At 64.2% G+C, this 22,378-nt stretch carries 27 protein-coding genes; 23 read left to right on the top strand and 4 right to left on the bottom strand.

The features are described from left to right. Nucleotides 1-76: 76 nt before the first annotated feature. Together HMPREF2990_RS06385 and HMPREF2990_RS06380 are read right to left on the bottom strand one after the other, a co-directional pair. Nucleotides 77-379 carry a hypothetical protein gene (locus HMPREF2990_RS06385; protein WP_070763312.1) on the bottom strand — a complete coding sequence of 101 codons (303 nt, stop codon included), beginning with the start codon at nucleotides 377-379 and terminating at the stop codon, nucleotides 77-79. Nucleotides 380-381: 2 nt separating this feature from the next. After that, nucleotides 382-885 carry an Asp23/Gls24 family envelope stress response protein gene (locus HMPREF2990_RS06380; protein ID WP_070763311.1) on the bottom strand — a complete coding sequence of 168 codons (504 nt, stop codon included), beginning with the start codon at nucleotides 883-885 and terminating at the stop codon, nucleotides 382-384. A 646-nt stretch (nucleotides 886-1,531) separates the two neighbouring features. On the opposite strand from HMPREF2990_RS06380, the gene rpsJ reads away from it, so the two are divergent. From rpsJ to glmS, 18 genes are all read left to right on the top strand, one after another. Continuing rightward, the gene (gene rpsJ / locus HMPREF2990_RS06375; protein ID WP_038588232.1) at nucleotides 1,532-1,837 is read left to right on the top strand and encodes a 30S ribosomal protein S10; all 306 of its coding nucleotides are present in this window, start codon (nucleotides 1,532-1,534) and stop codon (nucleotides 1,835-1,837) included. 43 nt (nucleotides 1,838-1,880) lie between these two features. Continuing rightward, nucleotides 1,881-2,537 carry a 50S ribosomal protein L3 gene (rplC, locus tag HMPREF2990_RS06370; RefSeq protein WP_070763309.1) on the top strand — a complete coding sequence of 219 codons (657 nt, stop codon included), beginning with the start codon at nucleotides 1,881-1,883 and terminating at the stop codon, nucleotides 2,535-2,537. Next, on the top strand, nucleotides 2,534-3,202 hold the full coding sequence (gene rplD / locus HMPREF2990_RS06365) for a 50S ribosomal protein L4 (protein ID WP_070763307.1): 669 nt from the start codon (nucleotides 2,534-2,536) through the stop codon (nucleotides 3,200-3,202). The genes rplC and rplD overlap by 4 nt, the downstream gene beginning before the upstream one ends. After that, nucleotides 3,203-3,505, top strand: a complete 303-nt coding sequence (gene rplW / locus HMPREF2990_RS06360; protein WP_070763305.1) for a 50S ribosomal protein L23 — start codon at nucleotides 3,203-3,205, stop codon at nucleotides 3,503-3,505. A 26-nt stretch (nucleotides 3,506-3,531) separates the two neighbouring features. Beyond that, nucleotides 3,532-4,371, top strand: a complete 840-nt coding sequence (gene rplB, locus HMPREF2990_RS06355) for a 50S ribosomal protein L2 (RefSeq protein ID WP_038588255.1) — start codon at nucleotides 3,532-3,534, stop codon at nucleotides 4,369-4,371. Between the two features lie 16 nt (nucleotides 4,372-4,387). Then, nucleotides 4,388-4,663 (top strand): 30S ribosomal protein S19, encoded by a 276-nt coding sequence (gene rpsS / locus HMPREF2990_RS06350; RefSeq protein WP_038588258.1) that lies wholly within the window; start codon nucleotides 4,388-4,390, stop codon nucleotides 4,661-4,663. 3 nt (nucleotides 4,664-4,666) lie between these two features. After that, nucleotides 4,667-5,026, top strand: coding sequence for a 50S ribosomal protein L22 (gene rplV, locus HMPREF2990_RS06345; RefSeq protein WP_038588261.1), 360 nt, complete (start codon nucleotides 4,667-4,669; stop codon nucleotides 5,024-5,026). Continuing rightward, nucleotides 5,026-5,766 (top strand): 30S ribosomal protein S3, encoded by a 741-nt coding sequence (rpsC, locus tag HMPREF2990_RS06340; RefSeq protein ID WP_038588264.1) that lies wholly within the window; start codon nucleotides 5,026-5,028, stop codon nucleotides 5,764-5,766. The genes rplV and rpsC overlap by 1 nt, the downstream gene beginning before the upstream one ends. A 4-nt stretch (nucleotides 5,767-5,770) precedes the next feature. Beyond that, nucleotides 5,771-6,187, top strand: a complete 417-nt coding sequence (gene rplP, locus HMPREF2990_RS06335; protein ID WP_070763303.1) for a 50S ribosomal protein L16 — start codon at nucleotides 5,771-5,773, stop codon at nucleotides 6,185-6,187. Next, nucleotides 6,187-6,417 (top strand): 50S ribosomal protein L29, encoded by a 231-nt coding sequence (gene rpmC, locus HMPREF2990_RS06330; RefSeq protein ID WP_038588270.1) that lies wholly within the window; start codon nucleotides 6,187-6,189, stop codon nucleotides 6,415-6,417. The genes rplP and rpmC overlap by 1 nt, the downstream gene beginning before the upstream one ends. Nucleotides 6,418-6,419: 2 nt before the next feature. Then, the gene (rpsQ, locus tag HMPREF2990_RS06325) at nucleotides 6,420-6,704 is read left to right on the top strand and encodes a 30S ribosomal protein S17 (RefSeq protein WP_070763302.1); all 285 of its coding nucleotides are present in this window, start codon (nucleotides 6,420-6,422) and stop codon (nucleotides 6,702-6,704) included. A gap of 101 nt (nucleotides 6,705-6,805) precedes the next feature. Beyond that, a complete protein-coding gene (locus HMPREF2990_RS06320; protein WP_070763300.1) occupies nucleotides 6,806-7,171 on the top strand; it encodes a DsrE family protein in 366 nt (121 codons plus the stop codon). Between the two features lie 12 nt (nucleotides 7,172-7,183). Continuing rightward, nucleotides 7,184-8,773 carry a 5-methyltetrahydropteroyltriglutamate--homocysteine methyltransferase gene (locus HMPREF2990_RS06315; RefSeq protein ID WP_070763298.1) on the top strand — a complete coding sequence of 530 codons (1,590 nt, stop codon included), beginning with the start codon at nucleotides 7,184-7,186 and terminating at the stop codon, nucleotides 8,771-8,773. Next, complete coding sequence (locus tag HMPREF2990_RS06310; protein ID WP_070763297.1) at nucleotides 8,770-9,012, top strand: sulfurtransferase TusA family protein; 243 nt, start codon at nucleotides 8,770-8,772, stop codon at nucleotides 9,010-9,012. The genes HMPREF2990_RS06315 and HMPREF2990_RS06310 overlap by 4 nt, the downstream gene beginning before the upstream one ends. 69 nt (nucleotides 9,013-9,081) lie before the next feature. Continuing rightward, complete coding sequence (locus HMPREF2990_RS06305) at nucleotides 9,082-10,584, top strand: SulP family inorganic anion transporter (protein ID WP_070763295.1); 1,503 nt, start codon at nucleotides 9,082-9,084, stop codon at nucleotides 10,582-10,584. Nucleotides 10,585-10,659: 75 nt separating this feature from the next. Next, nucleotides 10,660-13,191, top strand: coding sequence for a nitrite reductase large subunit NirB (gene nirB / locus HMPREF2990_RS06300; protein ID WP_070763293.1), 2,532 nt, complete (start codon nucleotides 10,660-10,662; stop codon nucleotides 13,189-13,191). Between the two features lie 20 nt (nucleotides 13,192-13,211). Continuing rightward, nucleotides 13,212-13,556 carry a nitrite reductase small subunit NirD gene (gene nirD, locus HMPREF2990_RS06295; protein WP_070763291.1) on the top strand — a complete coding sequence of 115 codons (345 nt, stop codon included), beginning with the start codon at nucleotides 13,212-13,214 and terminating at the stop codon, nucleotides 13,554-13,556. 58 nt (nucleotides 13,557-13,614) lie between these two features. Continuing rightward, complete coding sequence (gene glmS, locus HMPREF2990_RS06290; protein WP_070763289.1) at nucleotides 13,615-15,483, top strand: glutamine--fructose-6-phosphate transaminase (isomerizing); 1,869 nt, start codon at nucleotides 13,615-13,617, stop codon at nucleotides 15,481-15,483. A 14-nt stretch (nucleotides 15,484-15,497) separates the two neighbouring features. On the opposite strand, the gene HMPREF2990_RS06285 is transcribed toward glmS, so the two are convergent. Next, complete coding sequence (locus tag HMPREF2990_RS06285) at nucleotides 15,498-16,382, bottom strand: carbohydrate kinase family protein (protein WP_070763287.1); 885 nt, start codon at nucleotides 16,380-16,382, stop codon at nucleotides 15,498-15,500. A 24-nt stretch (nucleotides 16,383-16,406) separates the two neighbouring features. Between HMPREF2990_RS06285 and HMPREF2990_RS06280 the strand changes: the two genes are divergently transcribed. The 3 genes from HMPREF2990_RS06280 to HMPREF2990_RS06270 all read left to right on the top strand — a co-directional run bounded on the left by HMPREF2990_RS06280 (nucleotide 16,407) and on the right by HMPREF2990_RS06270 (nucleotide 20,599). Continuing rightward, on the top strand, nucleotides 16,407-17,678 hold the full coding sequence (locus HMPREF2990_RS06280; RefSeq protein ID WP_070763286.1) for a glycoside hydrolase family 32 protein: 1,272 nt from the start codon (nucleotides 16,407-16,409) through the stop codon (nucleotides 17,676-17,678). 122 nt (nucleotides 17,679-17,800) lie between these two features. Continuing rightward, the gene (locus HMPREF2990_RS06275; RefSeq protein ID WP_070763284.1) at nucleotides 17,801-19,798 is read left to right on the top strand and encodes a sucrose-specific PTS transporter subunit IIBC; all 1,998 of its coding nucleotides are present in this window, start codon (nucleotides 17,801-17,803) and stop codon (nucleotides 19,796-19,798) included. Nucleotides 19,799-19,804: 6 nt separating this feature from the next. Further along, nucleotides 19,805-20,599: a sulfite exporter TauE/SafE family protein gene (locus HMPREF2990_RS06270; protein ID WP_070763282.1), complete on the top strand. Its 795-nt coding sequence runs from the start codon at nucleotides 19,805-19,807 to the stop codon at nucleotides 20,597-20,599. 12 nt (nucleotides 20,600-20,611) lie between these two features. On the opposite strand, the gene HMPREF2990_RS06265 is transcribed toward HMPREF2990_RS06270, so the two are convergent. After that, on the bottom strand, nucleotides 20,612-21,409 hold the full coding sequence (locus HMPREF2990_RS06265; RefSeq protein WP_070763280.1) for a formate/nitrite transporter family protein: 798 nt from the start codon (nucleotides 21,407-21,409) through the stop codon (nucleotides 20,612-20,614). Nucleotides 21,410-21,691: 282 nt separating this feature from the next. Between HMPREF2990_RS06265 and rplN the strand changes: the two genes are divergently transcribed. Beyond that, entirely contained in the window at nucleotides 21,692-22,060 is a 369-nt protein-coding gene (rplN, locus tag HMPREF2990_RS06260; protein WP_038588343.1) for a 50S ribosomal protein L14, read from the top strand. A 3-nt stretch (nucleotides 22,061-22,063) separates the two neighbouring features. Continuing rightward, a complete protein-coding gene (gene rplX, locus HMPREF2990_RS06255; RefSeq protein WP_038588348.1) occupies nucleotides 22,064-22,378 on the top strand; it encodes a 50S ribosomal protein L24 in 315 nt (104 codons plus the stop codon).

The following is a 22,378-nucleotide window of genomic DNA, read 5'->3' as shown; positions in this document are numbered from 1 at the left end:
GTATTGGTGGCCGCGCGCGGCTCCCCCGCAAATGGAGAGAGGGGAGGGGCGCGTAGCCGCGGGTGGGGTCGGGTGCCTACTGCGCGTCAGCGACGACGATGTCGACGAACGGGAGATCCGCCGCGTCCAGAATCGCGGAGCGGACATCTGTAGCTACGGACTGGATGTCGCGCCCCGAGGCGGTATCAAAGACGATGTGTACTTCGATGCCCCGTTCGCCGTCTCGGTAGGCCTGTCGCAGCCCGTCAATGCGGGCATTGGGGAGCAGCAGGGCCACCTCGCCGACGCGGCCGCGGTGCAGACCGGCGACACCAGGAACGCCGAGCGCACTGTCGCGGACGGCTTCCCCGACCTCAAGGGTGATGGGGGTCCGCGCCATGACTACTGACCCAGTGCTTGGTTGTTCGGCTGGAACTCGTCCTGATCAGCGTTGGTCTCCTGCTCCGGCAGGTGCACGTCGTGCACGGTGACGTCGACGCGGTCGACGATCAGGCCGGTCATGCGGGTCAGCGCGACGGTGATGTTCTCGCGGATGGCGTTTGCCAGCTCGTGGATTGCCACGCCGTACTCAGCGATGATGGCGACGGCGACGGAGGTGTGGCCGTCCTCCACGACGACGTTGACGCCCTGCTGGACGTTGGTGGAGGAGGTCAGCGACTCGCGGACTGCGCCCCACATACGGGCAGCGCCGCCGCCCAGGTTGTACACGCCAGAGACCTCACGGGCCGCGATACCAGCGATCTTGCCCACAACGTTGTCGTCGATGACGGTGGTGCCGCTGTCGGACTCCAGGTTCTCGTTACGCGGGCGGGTCTGCTCAGCGTCGACGCCGGTAGCGGAATCGGTGGTTGCGAGGGTGTTGTCGTTCAGAGTGTGATCGGCCATGACGGTCCTTCCTTCACTGCGGATTTTGTTCCTATATATAAGGGCCCGGTACATCGGCGTTGCGAACGCCGCAATCCTCGGGGACCCGGGCTTTCATCAACTCTACACAGATTCTTACACCTCGCTCGGGATGGAGCAGTGCCGGCAGCGAATTGGTACCGTTTCGCAACATTCTTCTCGACGGGTGATGGGGAACGGGTGGGCGTCGAAAAGCTGAGCTTGCGCTTTATAGCGCGACGTGCTTTAATACTCGGGTTGCCGAAACATGGCGCGCAAGCGCGATGGTCCGGCAAACATGACACCTTCGGTAGAAGGACCTTCCCCTTGGGGAGGGCCGGAGAAGGCGCCATGGCAAATAAACAGCGGCAGTACGCAAGGGTCACGCACCCTTCCGAGTCTTGCACCCCGGCCTTTGGGTCGCGGCGGAAGCACTGATTGCGCAGCAGTTATTTGCGGTGCCTTTCATCTTCCGGAAGTGTCAAGAAGTCAATGAAACGACACTGGCGTTGAGCCATGGGCCCAGCCCGGACAACGTTATAGAGAAACTAGAAGCTACAAACCCCACCGCTTCGATTTCGTTTCTCACTCCGATCGACATTCGAGCGGGGCGAGGAGTTGAACGTGGGGATGCGAGGAAGAGGTAAGCGTGGCGGGACAGAAGATCCGCATCAGGCTCAAGGCCTACGACCACGAGGCGATCGACGCATCTGCGAAGAAGATCGTTGCTACGGTCACCCGCACGGGTGCCCGCGTCGTTGGACCGGTGCCGTTGCCCACCGAGAAGAACGTGTACGCCGTTATTCGTTCTCCCCACAAGTACAAGGACTCTCGCGAGCACTTTGAGATGCGCACTCACAAGCGCCTCATCGACATTCTCGATCCGACGCCGAAGACCGTTGACGCGCTCATGCGCATCGACCTTCCGGCAAGCGTCGACGTGAACATCCAGTAAGCAGTAGAGATCCCCGAACTTTTAAGTAGTGGAGAACCAATACATGTCTGAGAACCAGATCAAGGGCATTCTGGGCAAGAAGCTCGGCATGACCCAGGTCTTCGACGAGGAGAACCGTGTAATTCCGGTCACCGTCGTCGAGGCTGGGCCGTGTGTGGTCACCCAGATTCGTACCAAAGAGACCGATGGCTACAGCGCCATCCAGATTGCTTACGGCGACATTGACCCCCGTAAGTCCAACAAGCCGCAGACCGGCCACTTCAAGAAGGCTGGCGTGACGCCGCGCCGCGTTGTTGCGGAGATCCGCATGGACGACACCTCCGAGTACGAGGTCGGCCAGGAGTACAACGCGACCATCTTCGACGGCGACACTTACGTCGACGTCGTCGGCACCACCAAGGGCAAGGGCTACGCCGGCGCTATGAAGCGCCACGGCTTCGCCGGCCAGGGTGCCGCACACGGTAACCAGGCAGCACACCGCCGCGTCGGCGGCATCGGTGGCGCTGCTACCCCGGGCCGTGTCTTCAAGGGCAAGCGCATGGCTGGCCGTATGGGCGGTAACCGCGTTACTACCCAGAACCTGAAGATCCAACGCATCGACGGCGACAACAACCTGATCCTGGTCAAGGGCGCAATCCCGGGTGCCAAGGGCAGCGTTGTTACCGTCAAGACCGCAGTGAAGGGCGGTGCTCACGCATGACGAACCTGACGCTTGACGTCCACACCGCTGACGGAAAGACCAACGGTTCCGTAGAGCTTCCGGCAGAACTTTTTGACCGCGAAGCTTCCATCCCGCTGCTGCACCAGGTTGTGACCGCACAGCTGGCAGCCGCACGTCAGGGAACGCACGCTACCAAGACTCGCGCCGATGTGCGCGGCGGTGGCAAGAAGCCGTTCCGCCAGAAGGGCACTGGTCGTGCCCGTCAGGGTTCCATCCGCGCTCCGCAGTTCACCGGTGGCGGCACCGTTCACGGTCCGCAGCCGCGTTCCTACGCGCAGCGCACCCCGAAGAAAATGATTAAGGCAGCTCTCGTTGGTGCCCTCACCGACCGCGCGCGTAACGCACGCATCCACGTCGTTGAGGACCTGGTCCCGGGTCAGAAGCCCTCGACCAAGTCTGCACGCGCCTTCATCGAGCGCCTGACCGACCGTAAGTCCGTTCTGCTGGTCATCGGCCGTGAGGACGTCAACTCCCGTCTTTCCGCAAGGAACCTGCCGGGCGTTCGCATCCTTGAGCCGGGGCAGCTAAACACCTACGACGTCCTCAACGCAGACGACGTGGTCTTCTCGGTCGAGGCACTGCACACCTTCATTAACCGCGACGCGGCGAAGGCATCCGCCACCGCAGCGGAGGAGGAGAAGTAAATGGCTAAGACTGCTAACCCGCGCGACATCATCATCGCTCCGGTCCTCTCTGAGAAGACCTACGCGCTGATGGAGCAGAACACCTACACGTTCTACGTCGCTCCGTCTGCAAACAAGACCCAGATCAAGATCGCCGTGGAAGAGATTTTCGGCGTTGACGTTGCTTCGGTGAACACCGTCAACCGCGAGGGCAAGCGCAAGCGCACCCGCACCGGTTTCGGTAAGCGTAAGGACACCAAGCGCGCCTACGTCACTCTCCGCGAGGGCAGCGACTCCATCGACATCTTCGGCGCAACTGCCTAAGAAGACTCGATAGAAAAGGACACAATATGGCTATTCGTAAGTACAAGCCGACAACCCCGGGTCGCCGCGCCAGCTCCGTTTCCGAGTTCGAGGAGATCACTCGCTCGACTCCGGAAAAGTCGTTGCTGCGCCCGCTCCCGAAGAAGGGTGGCCGTAACACCCACGGCCACATCACCACTCGTCACCGCGGCGGCGGCCATAAGCGTCGCTACCGCGTGATCGATTTCCGCCGCTCCGACAAGGACGGCGTGCTGGCGAAGGTCGCTCACATCGAGTACGACCCGAACCGCACCGCAAACATTGCACTGCTCCACTACTTTGACGGTGAGAAGCGCTACATCATTGCGCCGAAGGGCCTGAAGCAGGGCACCGTTATCGAGTCGGGCGCAAACGCGGACATCAAGGTTGGCAACAACCTGCCGCTGCGCAACATCCCGACCGGTACCACCATCCACGCTGTGGAGCTCAAGCCCGGTGCTGGCGCCAAGCTTGCCCGTTCCGCTGGTGCTTCCATCCAGCTGCTGGGTAAGGAAGGTTCCTACGCCGTGCTGCGTATGCCGTCCTCCGAGATTCGTCGCGTGGACATCCGCTGCCGCGCAACCGTCGGTGAGGTGGGCAACGCAGACCAGATCAACATCCGTTGGGGCAAGGCCGGCCGTATGCGCTGGAAGGGCTGGAGGCCCACTGTCCGCGGTGTTGTCATGAACCCGGTCGACCACCCGCACGGTGGTGGTGAGGGTAAGACTTCTGGTGGCCGTCACCCGGTTTCCCCGTGGGGCCAGAAGGAAGGCCGTACCCGCAACCCGAACCGTTACTCCAACAACATGATCGTGCGCCGTCGTCGCTCGAAGAACAAGAAGCGCTAAGAGGAGGTAAACAGACATGCCACGCAGCCTGAAGAAGGGCCCGTTCGTCGATGAGCACCTCCTCAACAAGGTGGATGCTCAGAACGAGGCCGGCACCAAGCAGGTCATCAAGACCTGGTCCCGCCGCTCGACCATTCTCCCCGATTTCATCGGACACACCTTCGCCGTCCACGACGGCCGGAAGCACGTCCCGGTGTTTGTCGACGAGTCCATGGTCGGTCACAAGCTCGGCGAGTTTGCACCCACCAAGACCTTTAAGGGTCACGTTAAGGCAGAGAAGGGACGTCGATAAGCAATGGCTGACACAATCACCACTGCATCCGCGACTGCCAAGTTCGTCCGCACCTCCCCGATGAAGGCCCGCCGCGTGCTGGCCCTCGTCCGCGGGAAGTCCGTCTCCGAGGCCCTCGCAATCCTGAAGTACGCACCGCAGGGTGCTGCGAAGGACGTCGCGAAGGTTGTTGCATCCGCAGCCGCCAACGCTGAGAACAACTTCGGTCTGGACCCGCGCACGCTCGTCGTGTCCGAGTGCTGGGCCAACGAAGGCCCCACCATGCGTCGCTACCAGCCGCGCGCCCAGGGCCGTGCTTTCCAGATCCGGAAGCGCACCTCCCACATCACCGTCGTTGTCGAGTCCAAGGAAGGGGCTAAGTAATGGGCCAGAAGATCCACCCACACGGCCTGCGCCTGGGTATCACCGCTAACTACAAGTCCCACTGGTACGCCGACAAGAACTACGCTGACTACGTCCACGAGGACATCAAGATCCGCGAGTTCCTGTCCAAGGGCCTCGAGCGCGCCGGCATCGCCGACGTCGTCATCGAGCGCACCCGCGACCGCGTCCGCGTCGACATTCACACCGCCCGCCCGGGCATCGTGATTGGCCGCCGCGGCAGCGAGGCAGAGCGCATCCGCCGCGAGCTGGAGAAGCTCACCGGCAAGATGGTTGCCCTGAACATCCTCGAGGTCAAGAACGTTGACGCCAACGCGACCCTCGTTGCTCAGTCCATCGCTGAGCAGCTGGTCAACCGCGTCGCGTTCCGTCGCGCAATGCGCAAGGCCATCCAGTCCGCTATGCGCAACCCGCAGGTCAAGGGCATCAAGGTGATGACCTCTGGCCGTCTGGGCGGCGCAGAAATGTCCCGCGTCGAGCGCTACCACGAAGGCCGTGTGCCGCTGCACACCCTGCGTGCGGAGATCGACTACGGCACCGCAGAAGCCCACACCACCTTCGGCGTCATCGGCGTCAAGGTCTGGATCTACAAGGGCGACGTCGTTGGCGGTGTCCGCGAGTCTGAGCTCAACGCTCCGTCCAACGAGCGCCGTGGTCGCGGCGACCGCCGCCCGCGTCGTGGCGGCCAGCGCCGCCAGCGCGCCGAGAAGAAGGAGGGCTAAACACATGCTTATCCCTAAGCGCGTGAAGTACCGCCGCCAGCACCGCCCGACTCGTCGTGGCGTGTCCAAGGGCGGTAACACCATCAACTTCGGTGACTGGGCTTTGCAGGCACTCGAGCCGGCCTACATCACCAACCGTCAGATTGAGGCATCCCGTATTGCCATCAACCGTCACGTCAAGCGTGGCGGCAAGGTCTGGATCAACATCTTCCCGGACCGCCCGCTGACCCAGAAGCCGCTCGGCGTGCGTATGGGTTCCGGTAAGGGCCCGGTGGAGAAGTGGGTTGCCAACGTGAAGCCGGGTCGCATCCTGTTTGAGATGTCCTACCCGAATGACGAGGTTGCTATCGAGGCTCTGCGCCGTGCGGCTGCGAAGCTTCCGTGCAAGACTCGCATCATCAAGAAGGAGGACCAGTACTAATGGCGAACGGTACCCCCGCATCTGAGTTCCGCGAACTCACCGATGAAGAGCTGAAGAGCCGCCTGTCCGACGCGAAGGAAGAGCTGTTTAACCTGCGCTTCCAGCTCGCGACCGGCCAGCTGACCAACAACCGCCGCATCTCCACCGTGAAGCGCGACATTGCACGCATCTACACCGTGCTGCGCGAGCGTGAGCTCGGCCTGTCCGTCGTCCCGGGAGCTGAGGCTTAATCATGAGTGAGGCAAACGTGACTGAACAGAACACCCAGAAGGCAGTGCAGAAGCGCCGCCGCGGCTACGTCGTATCCGACAAGATGGACAAGACCATTGTTGTCGAGGTCGAGGACCGTAAGTCCCACGCCCTCTACGGCAAGATCGTCCGTACGACCAAGCGTGTCAAGGCCCACGACGAGGACAACACCGCCGGTGTCGGCGATCTCGTCCTCATCGAGGAGACCCGCCCGCTGTCCAAGGACAAGCACTTCCGTCTCGTCGACATCGTCGAGAAGGCTCGCTAGTTTCTAGCCAGCCCGAGCCGCACCCCCAGTTTTGGGGGTGCGGCTTTTTGCATGCTTATCGACGCCCACACGTCCCTTGTTTTCTGCGTATGGTGGGACGCATGTCTACCGGAAAATTTTGCGTCACCATTGCCCACGCCAAGAACGACACTGACCTGGCCACCGTCGGCTTCGTCGTAGCGAACGCTGCGGTCGGCTCTGCCCAGGACACCATGGTCTTCCTCTCCTCCGAGGGTGCCTACCTGGCCGTCGACGGCTACGCCGACGACATCCACGAGGAGGGCTTCGCCCCGCTCAAGGAGCTCATCGACAACTTCATCGCCGCCGGCGGTTCCCTCTACGTGTGCGCACCGTGCATCAAGAAGCGCGGCTACACCGAGGACCAGCTCATTGAGGGCGCACAGATCGTCGGCGGCGCGAAGCTTGTCGAGTTCCTCGCCGACGGTACGCCGAGCGTCTCCTACTAGGGCGCGCAGCAAGTGCCACAGACTCAACACCCGTACCCGCCACACACGAGCTTTGACGGGGGAGACCTCGACTGCGGCAACGGCCTGCTGCTGTTGATCCGCCAGCACATTGACCCGCTCGATCCGGGCCAGCTGTTAGAGATCATTTCCTACGAGCCGACCGTGCCCGTCGACCTGCCCTCGTGGTGCCGGCTCACCGGCAACGAGCTGGTCAACGTGATCGAGGAACCCGACCAGGCTCGCTGGCGCTTTTTGGTGTGCAAGGGGGCGTTTACGGAAGCGCCCACGGAAACACCGGCCACGCCGGAGCCCGCGCCGAAGAAGCGCGCAAAGAAGCAGCGCAAGCGCCCGCAGATGCCGGTGACCCAAGAAGTAGTCACCCCGACGGTGCCCACCGAGTTCCCGGCACCTACACCCGCACCGAAGCTCGCGCCGCTTTCGGTCGTGACCATGGGATCGTGGCCGCGCAAGCCTTGGCTGCTCCACGCGGTCCACGAGCACCTGGCGGGCCGGATGCCGGAAGAGGAGTTTCAGGCCACCGCAGACGACGCGGTTGAGCTCGTGCTCGCTGCGCAAAAGCGCGCGGGCGTTGATGTCGTCACTGACGGGGAGATGCGCCGCGACAACTACTCCAGCTTCGTCGCGGGCAGGCTGCAAAACCTCCAGCTCATACCCATTACGGACCTGCTGCCGTACGTGGAGGACCCGGAGGAGTTCGAGCGCGAGTTGCGTGCCCTGGACGTGCCCGCCGGCGAGGTCCGCCACCCCGCGGTGTTCGGCCCACTCGGGCGCGACAAGCCGCTCGTGGCGCACGAAGTGCGCTTCCTGCAGTCCATCACCGATGCGCCGGTGAAGGTGTGCCTGCCGGGGCCCTACCTTTTGACCCGCACGATGTGGATGGAGTGCGTCTCCGACCGGGCGTACGAAACCCGCGAGGAGATGGCCACCGACATTGTGCGCGTGCTGCGCGAGGAGCTCCACGAGCTGTACTCGCTGGGCACCGCCATGATCCAGATCGACGAGCCGGTGCTCACCGAGGTGGTCTACGGCCGCCACGACGGCGGCGGGCGCACCTTCATGTGCGGCGCGCTCGACGAGCTTGCCGGCAGCGTGGACGAGGAGCTCGCCTTTGCGCAGTCGCTGCTGGACCAGCTCACCGAGGGTTTCGACCCAGAGCGGCTCGCACTGCACGTGTGCCGCGGCAACTGGACCACGGACGAGTCGGCCGCGCTCGAGGGCGACTTCGCCCCCTTCGTCGACCTGTTTGCGGCGCTGAACGTGGGCACGCTTTCGCTCGAGCTGGCCACACCACGCGCTGGCAGCCTGGATGCCTTGCACGGGATCCGGGAGGACCAGCGCGTCTGCGTCGGCGTACTCAACCAGAAGCAGCAAGTGCTGGAGCCGACCGAGGACGTCGTGGCCCGCATCGCAGCTGCCGTGGAGGCTTTTGGCAAAGAGCGCGTGCTGCTGAGCACCGACTGCGGGTTCGCCACCTTTGCGGATAACCCGATCGTGGCCGATACGCTGGCGCAGCAGCAGCTGGCGCAGATCGTCGAGGCCCGCGATACCTACCTGCACCAAGCGGGGGACGCGCAGCAGTGAAAACGCAGCAGGAGCCGCCCGCCTCGCAGCACTATTGGGACGCGCAAGACATTGCGTGCGGAGATGTGCTTGTGCGGCTCTTCCTGCTGTTCCGCGACCAGGTTGCCGCAGGCGAGGTGCTCCATCTGCGCTCGGTCAACGAGGCCATCGACATCGACCTGCGCGCCTGGTGCGGGCTCACCGGCAACACGCTGCTCTACGCGGAGTCTCCGCATTACTACTTGCGTAAGGCGGGGTGAGCGCGGGCGTCGATAAGCGGGCGGGGCTAGAGTATGTGGGTCGTTGTACCCGCTACCAAAGAGGAGATCATGGCTGCCACCGTGCTGACTGCGCAGGAGGGCGTGCGCTACGCGCCACGGCCCACCGTGCGCGAGGCCCTGCGAAACCCGCGAATCTTGAGCAAAGAGGTGCTGGCCGGGCTGGTGGTGGGCATCGCCCTGATCCCGGAGGCGATTAGCTTCTCCATCATCGCGGGGCTGGACCCGAAGGTGGGGCTGTACTCCTCGTTCATCATGGCGATGGTGGTGGCGATTACGGGCGGTCGCCCCGCGATGATTACCGCCGCCACGGGGGCAGTCGCCCTGGTCATCGCGCCGCTCGTGCGCGACTACGGCTACGAGTACATGCTGGCCGCGATCATGCTCGCCGGCGTGTTTCAGATTGTGCTGGCGGTGCTCGGCGTGGCGAAGCTCATGCGGTTTATCCCGCGCAGCGTGATGGTCGGCTTTGTCAACGCGCTGGCCATCATGATCTTCTCCGCGCAGCTCGGCGAGCTGTTCGGCGTGCCCTTTGCCGTCTACCCGCTGGTGGCGCTGGGGTTGGCGATCATGGTGGGCATGCCGAAGCTGACCGAGGTGGTGCCCGCGCCGCTGGTGGCGATCGTGGTGGTCACGGCGCTGTGCATGGCCTTCGGTATCGACGTGCCCCGAGTGGGCGACCGCGGCGAGCTGCCGGACACCCTGCCGGAGCTGGTGATTCCGCACGTCCCGCTCACCTGGGAGACGCTGCAGATCATCGCGCCCTACGCGCTGGGCGTGGCGCTGGTGGGGCTGATGGAGTCGCTGATGACAGCCAAGCTTATCGACGAGATCACCGACACCCATTCCAACAAAACCCGCGAAGGCTTCGGACAGGGCACGGCGAACATCGTCTCCGCGCTCTTCGGCGGCATGGGCGGCTGCGCGATGATCGGGCAGTCCATGATCAATGTGAAGGCCTCCGGGGCGCGCACGCGCCTGTCGACGTTCTTCGCCGGCGCATTCCTGCTGGGGCTCATGCTGCTGCTCAACGACCTGGTCGGCCAGATCCCGATGGCCGCGCTGGTGGCGGTGATGGTGATGGTCTCCGTGGGCACCTTCGACTGGCACTCGGTTACGCCCGCGACGCTGCGGAAGTTGCCCGTCTCTGAGACCGTCACGATGCTGATCACCGTGGCGGTAGTGCTGGTGACCAGCAACCTGGCGATCGGCGTGGTGGTCGGTGTGCTGGTCGCGTCGGTGGTGTTTGTGCGCAACGTGGCGCACCTGGTGGAGGTGACGCGCGAGGAGATCGACGGCGTGGCCCACTACGCGGTGCGCGGCCAGCTGCTCTTTGCGTCTTCGAACGACCTGACCACGCTGTTTATGTACTCCTCCGATCCGGAAGAGGTCGTAGTGGATTTGACTGAGGCCACGTTGTGGGACGCCTCGACCATCGCGGCGCTGGACTCCATTGAGCAGCGCTACGCGCAGTACGACAAGCGGGTGCGGTTTGTCGGCATGAGCGAGCAGGCGAGCGCCTTCCACGGCCGCCTCACGGGCGCGGTGGGCTAAGCAGCCCCCAAGCGTACGACCATTTACCTGGGTAGAGTCGGGAGTAAGTCCCCCGACATCGAGAAGGACAGATTCATGACTACGCAGACCAACCCCGCAGAGATCCTGGTCGTCGGCTTTGGCATGGTAGGCCATCGCTTCGCCCAGGAGCTTGCGCAGCGCCGCCCGGAGGCGCAGATCACCATCATCAACCGCGAGACTGAGGACTACGCCTACGACCGCGTGCAGCTGTCCAGCTATGTGGGCAACTGGGACCGCGAGGCGCTCTACCTTGACACACTGCCGGACAACGTCACGGTTGTGCCGGGGCGCGCGGTGTCGATCAAGCCGGAGGTGCGCGAGCTCGTGCTTGCCGACGGCAACGTGTTCTCCTACGAAGAACTCGTCCTCGCCACCGGCTCCCGCGCTTTCGTGCCGCGCCTGCCGGGCAATGACCTGCCGCAGGTGCACGTCTACCGCACGCTGGACGATATGGACGGCATCCGCGCCGCGATCGAGGGCGTGGTGGGCAAGCACGGCGAGGCGACCGCGGTGGTTATCGGCGGTGGCCTGCTCGGGCTGGAAGCGGCTGGTGCGGCACAGCACATGGGCGCAAAAACGCACGTGGTGGAGATGGCGCCGCGCCTGATGCCGCTGCAGGTAGACGACGCGGGCGGCGAGATGCTCTCGCAGGCGATCCGCCAGATGGGTGTGGACGTGCACGTCGGCGCGACGACCCGCTCGATTACGCCCTCCACGGAGCGCGAAGGCGCGGTGACCCTGGACCTGGGTGAGGACGGCGTGATTGAGACGGACTTGGTGATCTTCTCCGCCGGCATCCGCCCGCGCGACACGATGGGCCCGGACGCAGGTCTGGAGCTCGGCCCGCGCGGTGGCTTCCTCACCGACCGGCAGTGCCGCACCTCGATCGAGCACATCTCCGCGATCGGCGAGTGCGCGGCCGTTGACGGCAAGACCTACGGCCTGGTCGCGCCCGGCAACACCATGGCCGAGATCGTGGCCAAGCGCCTCGCAGGGGAGGAAGGCCCTGACTTCGAGGATCCGGACATGTCCACCAAGCTCAAGCTCATGGGTGTGGACGTGGCTTCCTTCGGCGACGCGTTTTCTACCGCCGCCGACCACAAGGAGCTGCACATCCAGGACCCGGTCTCTGGTGTGTACAAGAAGCTCATCCTGGACGCGGAAGGCAAGCGACTCATCGGCGGCATCCTCGTGGGCGAGGCGTCGAACTACTCGGTGCTGCGTCCCATGGTTGGCTCCGAGCTGCCGGGGGACCCGGTGAGCCTGATCGCGCCTGAGACCGGCACGGGCACCACAGCGATTGGCGCGGGCGACCTGCCGGATGCCACGCAGATCTGCTCGTGTAACAACGTGTCCAAGGGGGACCTGCGTGAGGCGATCGGGCAGGGCTGCCACTCTGTCGAAACGCTGATGGGCGCCACCCGCGCCGGCACCTCGTGCGGGTCGTGCATCCCGCTGATGAAGGGCATTTTGGAGGCCGAGGGGATTGAGCAGTCGAAGGCGGTGTGCCCGCACTTTAGCCAGTCGCGCGCTGAGCTCTTCGAGATCGCCCGTTCCACCGGCATTACGGATTTCCCCACCTTCATCGAGCGCTTCGGCACCGGCGGCGGCTGCGAGGTGTGCAAGCCCACCTTTGCCAACATCGTGGCCTCCATGCACACGGAAAACCACGTGCTGGAGGGCGAGACCGCGGGTCTGCAGGACACCAACGACCGCATGCTGGGCAACATGCAAAAGAACGGCACCTACTCCGTCATTCCGCGCCAGCCGGCAGGTAACGTCACGCCGGCGCAGCTGCAGGAGATGGGGCGCATTGCAGAGGATTTCGGCCTGTACCTGAAGATCACGGGCGCGCAGCGCATCGCCATGTTCGGCGCGAGCACGGAAGACCTGCCGGAGATCTGGCGTCGCCTGATCGACGTCGGCATGGAGTCCGGCCAAGCCTACGGCAAGTCGTTGCGCGCGGTGAAGTCCTGCGTGGGCACGGACTGGTGCCGCTTCGGACAGCAGGACTCGGTGGCCATGGCGATCAACCTGGAGCTGCGCTACCGCGGCCTGCGCTCGCCGCACAAGCTGAAAATGGGCGTGTCCGGCTGCGCTCGCGAGTGCGCGGAGGCGCGTGGTAAGGACATTGGCGTGATCGCCACCGAGCAGGGCTGGAACCTGTACGTGGGCGGCAACGCCGGTGCGACGCCGCGGCAGGCGGAGCTTCTGGCCAAAGACCTGGACGATACGACGCTGATTCGCTACATCGACCGCTACCTGGCCTTCTACATCCGCAACGCGGACCGGCTGCAGCGCACCGCGGCCTGGCAGGCGGACGTCGAGGGCGGCCTGGACCACATCCGCGACGTCGTGGTGGATGACTCGCTGGGCATCGCCGATGACCTGGAGGCCTTCATGGATAATCACGTGGCCAACTACTCGGACGAGTGGCAGGACGTGCTCAATGACCCGGAGAAGCTCAAGCGCTTCGTGTCCTTCATCAACGCGCCGGATACGCCGGATCCGACGGTGCAGTTCGAAGAGCACCCGCAGGGCGGCCGCAAGGTGCCGCTGATGACCCCGACCGTCGGCGCGAAGTAGAGCAAGGGAGTACAAGAAAAATGGCTGACACAGTAATTTGCGCACTGCGGGATCTCTCGGTGGGCGTCGGCGCGGCAGCGCTGTTGCCCGGCGAGCAGCAAGTGGCGATCTTCCGGCTGCACACGGCGGACGGCGAGCAGCTGTTCGCAGTGGACAACGTGGACCCCTACACCGGCGTGGGCGTGATCTCGCGCGGGATCGTCGGCGAGGTTGATGGGCGTCCCACGATTGCTTCGCCGCTGCTGAAGCAGAAGTTCTTCCTTGACGACGGGGCGTCGCTGCAGGGCGATGACCACGCCCTTGCCACCTTCAAGGTGCGCCTGGACGGCGAAGGGGAAGAGGCGAAGGTGGTCGTGTCCAATTAGGTTCCATTAGGCGCGCGCGAAATCGGGGAAAAGGTCTGCCCCGTGTATCGTGGTCGTTATGTGTGGAATCGTTGGATATGTAGGTGACCCGGCGTCGGGTGAGCACGACGCGCTGGGCGTCATCATTGAAGGCCTGCGTCGTCTGGAGTACCGCGGCTACGACTCGGCTGGTGTCGCGGTGATGGGGCAGGGCTCCATTGAATGCCGCAAGAAGGCCGGTAAGGTGGCCGACCTGGAGGCGGAGATCGCAAAGTCTCCACTGCCGGACTCCCACCTCGGCATTGGCCACACTCGCTGGGCCACCCACGGCGGGCCGACCGATGCGAACGCGCACCCGCACGTGGTGGGCGGTGGCCGCCTCGCGGTGGTGCACAACGGCATCGTCGAGAACTTTGCCACCCTGCGCAACCAGCTCGAGGCCAAGGGCTACACCTTCATCTCCGATACGGACTCTGAGGTGGCGGCCACCCTGCTGCTGGACACCTACGACAACGAGGCCGCAGGCGACCTGACCAAGGCGATGCAGCTGACCGCCAACCGCCTCGAGGGCGCGTTCACGCTGTTGGCGATCGAGGAGGATCACCCGGATCGCATCGTCGCTGCGCGCCTGAACTCCCCGCTGGTCATTGGCCTGGGCGAGGGCCGCAACTTCCTCGGCTCGGATGTCTCCGGTTTTATTGAGTTCACCCGCGACGCGGTTGAGATTGATAACGGCCAGGTCATTACCCTGACCGCGAACGACTACCAGATCACCACCTTCGACGGCGAGCCGGCGGAGGGCAAGCCCTTCCGCGTGGAGTGGGACGTCACCGCCGCGGAGAAGGGCGGCTACGACTCCTTCATGGAAAAGGAGATCCACGACCAGCCCGCGGCAGTGCGCGACACGCTCTACGGCCGCTTCGACGAGAACGGCGCACTGACGCTGGACGAGCTGCGTATCGACGAGTCGACGCTGCGCTCCATCAACAAGATCGTCATCGTGGCCTGCGGTACTGCCTCCTACGCGGGCCAGGTGGCGCGCTACGCCATTGAGCACTGGTGCCGCATTCCTACGGAGGTGGAGCTCGCGCACGAGTTCCGCTACCGCGACCCGATCGTCAACGAGCAGACGCTTGTGGTGGCTGTCTCCCAGTCGGGCGAGACCATGGACACGCTCATGGCGGTGCGCCACGCCCGCGAGCAGGGCGCGAAGGTCATCGCGATCTGCAACACGGTGGGGTCCTCCATCCCGCGCGAGTCCGACGCGGTGCTCTACACCTACGCGGGCCCGGAGATCGCCGTGGCGTCGACGAAGGCGTTCATCTCCCAGATCGTCGCCTCCTACCTGCTGGCGCTGTACCTCTCGCAGGTGCGCGGCAACAAGTACGCGGACGAGATCCGCACCATCGTGAACGAGCTGCAGACGATGCCGGACAAGCTGCAGACGGTTTTGGACAACGAGGATCAGGTCAAGCAGCTGGGCAAGGACCTGGCGAACTCGAAGTCCGTGCTCTTCCTGGGCCGCCACGTCGGGTTCCCGGTGGCGCTCGAGGGCGCGCTGAAGCTGAAGGAGGTGGCGTACCTGCACTCCGAGGGCTTCGCCGCCGGCGAGCTCAAGCACGGCCCGATCGCGCTGGTGGAGGAGGGCCAGCCGGTCTTCATCATCGTGCCGTCCAAGCACTCGCGCAATAACCTGCACGCGAAGGTCGTCTCCAACATCCAGGAGGTGCGCGCGCGTGGTGCCGTGACCATCGTGATCGCGGAGGAGGGCGACGAGGACGTCACCGACTACGCCAACGATGTCATCCGCATTCCGGAGTCCGCAGGTCTGCTGCAGCCGATCCTGTCGACGGTGCCGCTGCAGATCTTCGCCTGCGCGGTAGCAGAGGCCCGCGGCCTGAACGTGGACCAGCCGCGCAACCTGGCGAAGTCCGTGACCGTGGAGTAGTTCGCCGCGAGCTTTTACTCGCCCCGCTGGAAGGAAAGTACTTCTTCCAAGCGGGGCGTTTCTGCGCCGGTACGAGAGACAGTCAGTGCTGCGGCGTGTACCGCGAAGCTAAGGATTTCCTCCCACTGCTGCTCGTTCAGCTCGAGCAGGCCCGCGCGGTCGAGACCGCGGTGCTGGAACTGGTAGGTCAGCGCGGCCATGATGGTGTCGCCCGCGCCGATCGTGTCGGCCACCTGCACTTTTGGCGCAGGCACAGTGCACGTGCCGAAGGGGGCGCGCACGCTGATGCCCTCGCCACCAAGGGTGGTCACTACGACGGGCACCCGCGAGGTGTCGCCCAGGAAGTCGACCTCCTCGTCGGAGAGTTTGAGCACGGTGACGTCGTCGAGCATGCCGCGCAGGAACAGGCGGTGCTTCTCCGAGGCGAAGGCGGGCCGGATGTTCGGATCCAAGCAAACTACGGCACCCGCCTTAGCTGAGGCGGAGGCTGCCTCGGCGTAGCGCAGCGAGGCCGGTTCGAGCGCGAGCGAGAGCGTGCCGAAGACGGCGTAGCCACCGGTTACCGGGGTGGGGGTGGCGAGCCGGTCGGCGGTGCCGTCGACGTAGAAGGTGTAGGTGGCCGAGCCGTCCGCGGCCAGGGCGGTCACGGCGAGTGTGGTGGGCTCTTGGCCGGTGGGGCAGTTGGAAAGGTGCACGCCGGCGTCGAGAAGCGAGCGCTTAAGCGCGGTGCCGAAGGCGTCTGACGAGAGCCGGGACTGGAACTCCACATCCGCGCCGAGGCGGCCAAGCGCGCGGGCGACGTTGAAGGGGCCGCCGCCGAGCGCGGGCTGCAGCGGGGCGAGCGGGTCAGTAGAGGTGGGCACGAGGTCGACGAGCGCTTCGCCGTACACAGTAATCATGCTTCCCACCGTAGACTATGCACCATGACGTACCGGCCGAAATTCCACCTCACTCCGCCGCAGGGGCGCCTGAACGACCCGAACGGGCTGACCCTGATCGGCGACGAGCTGCACGTGTTCTACCAGCACGACCCCTCGTTCCCGCGCACCCCGAAGCGCACCGGGTGGGGGCACGCGGTCACGCGTCTGGGCGACGGCCGCTATTTTCACCTGCCGGATGCGCTCTACCCGGACTTTCCCTATGACGCGAACGGTTGCTACTCGGGCTCCTCGGTGGTGCACGAGGGGCGGATGCGGCTGTTTTACACCGGCAACCTGAAGGTGGACGGTGAGCGAGTGACCAGCCAGAACATCGTCGATGTGGAGGATGTGCAGGGCCCGCTGGGCGGGGTGTACCGCCGCCGCGAGAACAATCCTGTCATCGAGGGTTTCCCGGAGGGCTTTACCGCAGACTTCCGCGACCCGCATGTGACGCAGGCCCCGGACGGGTCCTGGCGCATGGTCATCGGCGCGCGCCGGGAGAACAACACGGGCGCGGTGGTGGTCTATACCTCCCAGGACCTGGATACCTGGGAGCTGGCAGGCCCAATCGAGTTCATCGGGCTGGATTACAACACGGCCTCGGCCTACATGTGGGAGTGCCCGAACCTTATGCGCATGGAGGACCAGACCACCGGCGAAGTACTTGATGTGCTGGTGTTTTGTCCCCAATTCCTGGATTCCGACGAGTGCGGCTACGTCGTCGGCCGTCTCGACGGCCTGCGCTTCGAAGTCATCACCGGTTTCACCCCGCTGGACTACGGCCACCAGTTCTACGCCCCGCAGCTCATCCCTTACCGCTCCGGCGCACTGATGCTGGGTTGGATGGGCCTGCCCGCGCGCGACGACACCCCCACGATTCAGGCCGAGGGCTGGGTCCACCAGCTCACCCTGCCGCGGGAGCTCAAGCTTATCGACGCCACGTTGCACACCTCCCTCTGTCTCCCCAAAGCCCAGGACGAGATGGTGGTCTGGCGCTGCGAGCTCGGGTCCGATCCGTTGGAGGTCGAACTGGTTGACGTGGAAGACAACGTCGGCGCGACCCTTGCGTGGACCCCACAGGAGGGCACAGGGCGCGGCACGCTTTCGCTGACCGTGGACGGGCTGGTGCGCTGGGCTGAGTGCGGGCCTGGCGAGCTGGTGTGCACGGCCGACGGCGCGGCCGTGGAGCTGACCGCCGGTGGCGGGGAAGTGGCGTTCTCCTCCGCCGTTTTCGCGCCAAACGGAAGCGAATGGGCATTGTTTCGTTCCGTATAGCCCCGAATAGGGGAACTTTATAGTTTGTTCAGCGAAGGTATGACACTCGCGTGGTTGACTGGGGAAGAACCTACTTTTCCCAGATGAGCAGGGGGTAAGCCCCTGCCGGAAAGGACCACGCTATGGAGCACGCTGCTGTCGCGCGCCGGGTGCTGGAGGGGGTGGGAGGCGAGGACAACATTGTCGGCGCCGCCCACTGCGCCACCCGCCTGCGTATGGTGCTGAAGGACCCGAGCAAGGCGGACACCGCCGCACTGGAGGACGACCCGGACCTCAAGGGGGTGTTTGAAACCGGCGGCATGTTCCAGATCATCGTCGGCCCCGGCGATGTGGACCTGGTGTTTAAAGAGTTGGACGCGCTGACGTCGAAAAGCATTGCGGTGTCCACCGAGGAGCTGAAGTCGGTGGCGGCGAACCAGGGCAACTGGTTCACGCGATTCATCAAGGTCTTCTCCGACATCTTCGTGCCGCTGATCCCGATCCTGGTCGGCGGCGGTCTGCTGATGGCGCTAAACAACGTGCTCACCGCCGAGGGGCTGTTTGGACCCGAGTCGCTCGTGGGCATGTTCCCCGCGATCGAGGGGCTCACCCAGATCATCAACGTGCTGGCCTCCGCGCCGTTCGCCTTCCTGCCGGTGCTTGTTGGTTTCTCCGCCACGAAGCGCTTCGGCGGCAACGAGTACCTCGGCGCGGGCATCGGTATGGCGATGGTGCACCCGGAGCTGATCAACGGCTACGACGTGGCAAATGCCATGGCCGACGGCTCGATGACCTACTGGGACCTCTTCGGCTTCCCGGTCGCCCAGGCCGGCTACCAGGGCGCGGTGCTGCCGGTGCTGGCGGTCGCGTGGATCCTGGCCACGATAGAAAAGTGGTTCCACAAGCGCCTCAAGGGCACGGTCGACTTCCTGGTCACCCCACTGGCGACGCTTTTGATCACCGGGTTTATCACCTTCATCGCCGTCGGTCCGGCTGTGCGCTGGCTCGGCGACCTGCTCATCCACGGCCTGGCCAACCTGTACGAGGTCGGCGGTCCGATCGGCGGTTTCCTCTTTGGTCTGGTCTACTCGCCGATCGTGATTACCGGCCTGCACCAGTCCTTCCCGCCCATCGAGCTCGAGCTCTTTAAGCAGGGCGGCTCCTTCATCTTCGCCACCGCCTCGATGGCGAATATCGCACAGGGCGCGGCGGCGCTGGCCGTGTACTTCCTCACCCGCAACGCGAAGCTCAAGGGCCTGGCGGGCTCCTCGGGTATCTCGGCGGTGTTCGGTATTACTGAGCCTGCGATCTTCGGTGTGAACCTGCGCTTGCGGTGGCCGTTCTATGTGGGGATGGGCGCGGCGTCGATAGGCGCAATGCTCATCGCGATTTTCGACGTCAAGGCCATGGCCCTCGGAGCCGCGGGCTTCATCGGCGTGGTCTCGATGCGCGCGAGCGACATGGGCATCTTCCTCGTCCTGGCGGTGGTGACTTTCGTGCTGAGCTTCGGTGCGGCCTACGGCTACGGGCGCTACCTGGTGGGTAAGAACGGCACCATCGACCCGGATGCGCCGGAGCAGGCGGAGCCAGCGCAGACCCCGCTGGTTGCACCCTCTGCGGACGCGCTGCGCGTGGTCTCCCCGCTGTCGGGCGAGGCAGTGGCGCTGGCGCAGGTCTCGGATCCGATGTTCGCGCAGGGCAAGCTTGGCGAAGGCATCGCGATTGTGCCGACCGTGGGCGAGCTGCGCGCGCCTCTCGACGGCAAGGTGGCCGTGACCTTCCCCTCTGGCCACGCCTACGCCATCCGCGGTACAGGCACCGACGGCAAGGCTGTCGACGTGCTGATGCACATCGGCTTCGACACCGTGAACCTCAAGGGCGAGCACTTCACGGCGCATGTGAAGAAGGGTGACGAGGTGCGCGCGGGCGACCTGCTCGCCACCTTTGATATCGACGCGATCGTGGACGCAGGCTACGAGGTCACCACCCCAATTGTGGTGTCCAACACCAAGCGTGTCGGCGCGATCAACCCCGCGGTCCACCTCCCCGGGAAACTCGCTTTTGGTGAGGCGTGCTTTAACGTAGAACCCAAGCCGGCGGCTGAGTCTGCCGAAAAACCGGCGGGAGCAACAAAGGAGTAGGAACAGATGGAACCGGTCAGCGCGCTGCTGCTGTTTGTGATGGCCATTATGGCGGGGGCGATCAACTCAGCGGTGGGCTCCGGTTCTTTGCTCACCCTGCCGGTGCTCATGGCGGTGGGGCTGCCGCCTGGAGTGGCGGTGCGTACGAACACGACCGGTATGGTGTTCGCCTCCGTCGGTTCGGTGCTGGGCTACCGCAAAGAGATTGCGCGGGAGCTGCCCTACCTCGGGCCGATGGTGGTGGTCACCATCGTGGCCTCGGCGACGGGCTCGCTGTTGCTGCTGGCTTCTCCGTCCAGCACGCTCGACTTCGTCGTACCGGTGCTGATCGTGGTGGCGCTTCTGATGGTGGTCTTCCAACCGAAGCTGACGGCGTGGCTGTCGCGGCGCACCACCGTGGGGGCGGCTGCGGCGGGGGAGCCGGTCGGTGAGGCATGGAAGCGCCCGCAGCTGATCGCGCCGATGGGGGCGGCCGCCATCTACGGCGGCTATTTCACCGCCGCCCAGGGCATCTTGTACATGGCGATCATGTCGGTGGCCACGGGGCGCTCGCTCAAAGACGTCAACCCGGTGAAGAACTTCCTCTCGCTCTTTGTCAACGTCACCGCGGCCGTGGTCTACCTCGTGGCCTGGGCCTTCTATGGTGCGGAGATCGTGTGGGCCGGGGTGGCGATTGTGGCCGTGGGCGGGCTGATCGGCGGGATTGGCGGCTCGCAGATAGCAAAGCGCCTTCCAAACTCCGTGCTGCGCGGCATTATCGTCGTTGTTGCGTTGGTCGCGCTGGTGCGGCAGTTTGTCTAAGGCGCTTTGAGGTTAGTTCGAACGGACTTTAGGCGCGGCACCCTTGTTCAGCCAGGCGTAGACGCCGCCCATGAGCAGGCCGCCGCCGACGTAGTTGCCCAGCCATACGAACAGCCAGTTAGACAGGCCGTTGACCAAGGTGAAGCCCTCGAAGTGCTCCGGGCCGATGCCATAACCGGACAGGGAGAAGATGACGAAGGACGCGATCGAGTGCTCGTAACCCATCGCAGCGAAAGCTGGGATTACCAGAACGATGGCGATGAGCTTGGCGGTGTAGTCCTTGCCAGCCTGTACCGCCATGAGGATGCCGATGTTCACCACGATGTTGGCGAAGATGCCCTCCAAGAAGAGGTGCCAGGGATCCTTGGCTAGCTTGACGCTGGTGAGTCCGGCGAGGAAGTTTTCGGGGTCGACTGCCTCAAACGCGGTGGATTTGGTGATGAAGTATGCGGTGAGGAGTACACCGAGCAAGTTGAACAGGGTGCATACAACAACGAGGACGAAGCCATTAAGCCAGCCCAGTCGCTTCGTGGTCGATCCGTACGTGGCAAACATCATATTGCCTGTGGCCAGTTCGGCGCCAAGGACAACCATCACGTAAAGTGCCGTGGCGAAGATGGCAGCAAAGACGAATTTGCCGAAGCCAGGTGCCTCAGCCTCGACCGCTGTGGCCGCGACGGCGGCGAACGCGGTAATGATTGTGAGGAACAGCCCGGCGAGCATGGAGCGTACGGCGAACTTGGGGAGTTCGTTGTTGAAGAGGTACGCCTTAAAGCCGATTGATTCGGCCAACGTGCTGTCAAAGTTCATAGGTAACACCATACGTGGTCTTGATTGAGGGTACCAATCGTGTGTTGGTGATTTCTGCCACCGAGAATGGGGCGGTTGGGATTTGGTGTTTCCGCACCACACATGCTTTAATACTGCAGTTGTCTTCCGCTGGTCGGGCTCGCAGCGCGTTTCCGAGCTGAAAGTCCGAGACCCTTCGACCATCTACGTGGTTCGTCGATAAGCGAAGGCACAATGAGCACATGACCACGTGCGCACAGGACGGAAATCTGGCGCACATCGATCCAGGTCAGGAGACCAACTGTGATTCAGAAGGAATCGCGTCTGAAGGTCGCCGACAACACGGGCGCACGCGAAATTCTGTGCATCCGCGTCCTCGGCGGCTCTGTTCGACGCTTCGCCGGCATCGGCGACACGATCGTCGCCACCGTGAAGGAAGCTGCCCCGGGCGGCAACGTCAAGGAGGGCGAGGTTGTCAAGGCGGTCATCGTCCGCGCAACCAAGGAGACCCGTCGTCCGGACGGCTCCTACATCTCCTTCGGCGAGAACGCTGCCGTTCTGATTAAGAACGACACCGAGCCCCGCGGCACCCGCATCTTCGGCCCAGTGGCCCGCGAGCTGCGCGACAAGAAGTTCATGAAGATTGTTTCTCTCGCACCGGAGGTGATCTAACTAATGAAGATCAAGAAGGGCGACATGGTCCAGGTCATCGCCGGTAAGGACAAGGGCGCACAGGGCAAGGTCATCGAGGCTTACCCGAAGCGTGACAAGGTCCTCGTCGAGGGCGTCAACCGTGTGAAGAAGCACGTCGCAAACTCCTACAACGAGCGCGGCGCAGAGTCCGGCGGCATCGTCACCCAGGAAGCAGCAATCCACGTGTCCAACGTGATGCTCCTGGACTCCGACGGCAACCCGACTCGCGTCGGCTACCGCTTTGACGAGGACGGCAAGAAGGTCCGCGTTGCCAAGTCGAACGGGAAGGACATCTAG

It is taken from the genome of Corynebacterium sp. HMSC071B10 (assembly GCF_001814825.1).
Classification (GTDB): Bacteria; Actinomycetota; Actinomycetes; order Mycobacteriales; family Mycobacteriaceae; genus Corynebacterium.
This window is presented reverse-complemented; position numbering and strand designations above follow the sequence as displayed.

Excerpts from the sequence above, each read along its gene's own strand:
- HMPREF2990_RS06385 (WP_070763312.1), bottom strand. The coding sequence starts at position 379 with ATGGCGCGGACCCCCATCACCCTTGAGGTCGGGGAAGCCGTCCGCGAC.
- HMPREF2990_RS06380 (WP_070763311.1), bottom strand. The coding sequence starts at position 885 with ATGGCCGATCACACTCTGAACGACAACACCCTCGCAACCACCGATTCC.
- rplC (WP_070763309.1), top strand. The coding sequence starts at position 1,881 with ATGTCTGAGAACCAGATCAAGGGCATTCTGGGCAAGAAGCTCGGCATG.
- rplD (WP_070763307.1), top strand. The coding sequence starts at position 2,534 with ATGACGAACCTGACGCTTGACGTCCACACCGCTGACGGAAAGACCAAC.
- rplW (WP_070763305.1), top strand. The coding sequence starts at position 3,203 with ATGGCTAAGACTGCTAACCCGCGCGACATCATCATCGCTCCGGTCCTC.
- rplB (WP_038588255.1), top strand. The coding sequence starts at position 3,532 with ATGGCTATTCGTAAGTACAAGCCGACAACCCCGGGTCGCCGCGCCAGC.
- rpsS (WP_038588258.1), top strand. The coding sequence starts at position 4,388 with ATGCCACGCAGCCTGAAGAAGGGCCCGTTCGTCGATGAGCACCTCCTC.
- rplV (WP_038588261.1), top strand. The coding sequence starts at position 4,667 with ATGGCTGACACAATCACCACTGCATCCGCGACTGCCAAGTTCGTCCGC.
- rpsC (WP_038588264.1), top strand. The coding sequence starts at position 5,026 with ATGGGCCAGAAGATCCACCCACACGGCCTGCGCCTGGGTATCACCGCT.
- rplP (WP_070763303.1), top strand. The coding sequence starts at position 5,771 with ATGCTTATCCCTAAGCGCGTGAAGTACCGCCGCCAGCACCGCCCGACT.
- rpmC (WP_038588270.1), top strand. The coding sequence starts at position 6,187 with ATGGCGAACGGTACCCCCGCATCTGAGTTCCGCGAACTCACCGATGAA.
- rpsQ (WP_070763302.1), top strand. The coding sequence starts at position 6,420 with ATGAGTGAGGCAAACGTGACTGAACAGAACACCCAGAAGGCAGTGCAG.
- HMPREF2990_RS06320 (WP_070763300.1), top strand. The coding sequence starts at position 6,806 with ATGTCTACCGGAAAATTTTGCGTCACCATTGCCCACGCCAAGAACGAC.
- HMPREF2990_RS06305 (WP_070763295.1), top strand. The coding sequence starts at position 9,082 with ATGGCTGCCACCGTGCTGACTGCGCAGGAGGGCGTGCGCTACGCGCCA.
- nirB (WP_070763293.1), top strand. The coding sequence starts at position 10,660 with ATGACTACGCAGACCAACCCCGCAGAGATCCTGGTCGTCGGCTTTGGC.
- nirD (WP_070763291.1), top strand. The coding sequence starts at position 13,212 with ATGGCTGACACAGTAATTTGCGCACTGCGGGATCTCTCGGTGGGCGTC.
- glmS (WP_070763289.1), top strand. The coding sequence starts at position 13,615 with ATGTGTGGAATCGTTGGATATGTAGGTGACCCGGCGTCGGGTGAGCAC.
- HMPREF2990_RS06285 (WP_070763287.1), bottom strand. The coding sequence starts at position 16,382 with ATGATTACTGTGTACGGCGAAGCGCTCGTCGACCTCGTGCCCACCTCT.
- HMPREF2990_RS06280 (WP_070763286.1), top strand. The coding sequence starts at position 16,407 with ATGACGTACCGGCCGAAATTCCACCTCACTCCGCCGCAGGGGCGCCTG.
- HMPREF2990_RS06275 (WP_070763284.1), top strand. The coding sequence starts at position 17,801 with ATGGAGCACGCTGCTGTCGCGCGCCGGGTGCTGGAGGGGGTGGGAGGC.
- HMPREF2990_RS06270 (WP_070763282.1), top strand. The coding sequence starts at position 19,805 with ATGGAACCGGTCAGCGCGCTGCTGCTGTTTGTGATGGCCATTATGGCG.
- HMPREF2990_RS06265 (WP_070763280.1), bottom strand. The coding sequence starts at position 21,409 with ATGAACTTTGACAGCACGTTGGCCGAATCAATCGGCTTTAAGGCGTAC.
- rplX (WP_038588348.1), top strand. The coding sequence starts at position 22,064 with ATGAAGATCAAGAAGGGCGACATGGTCCAGGTCATCGCCGGTAAGGAC.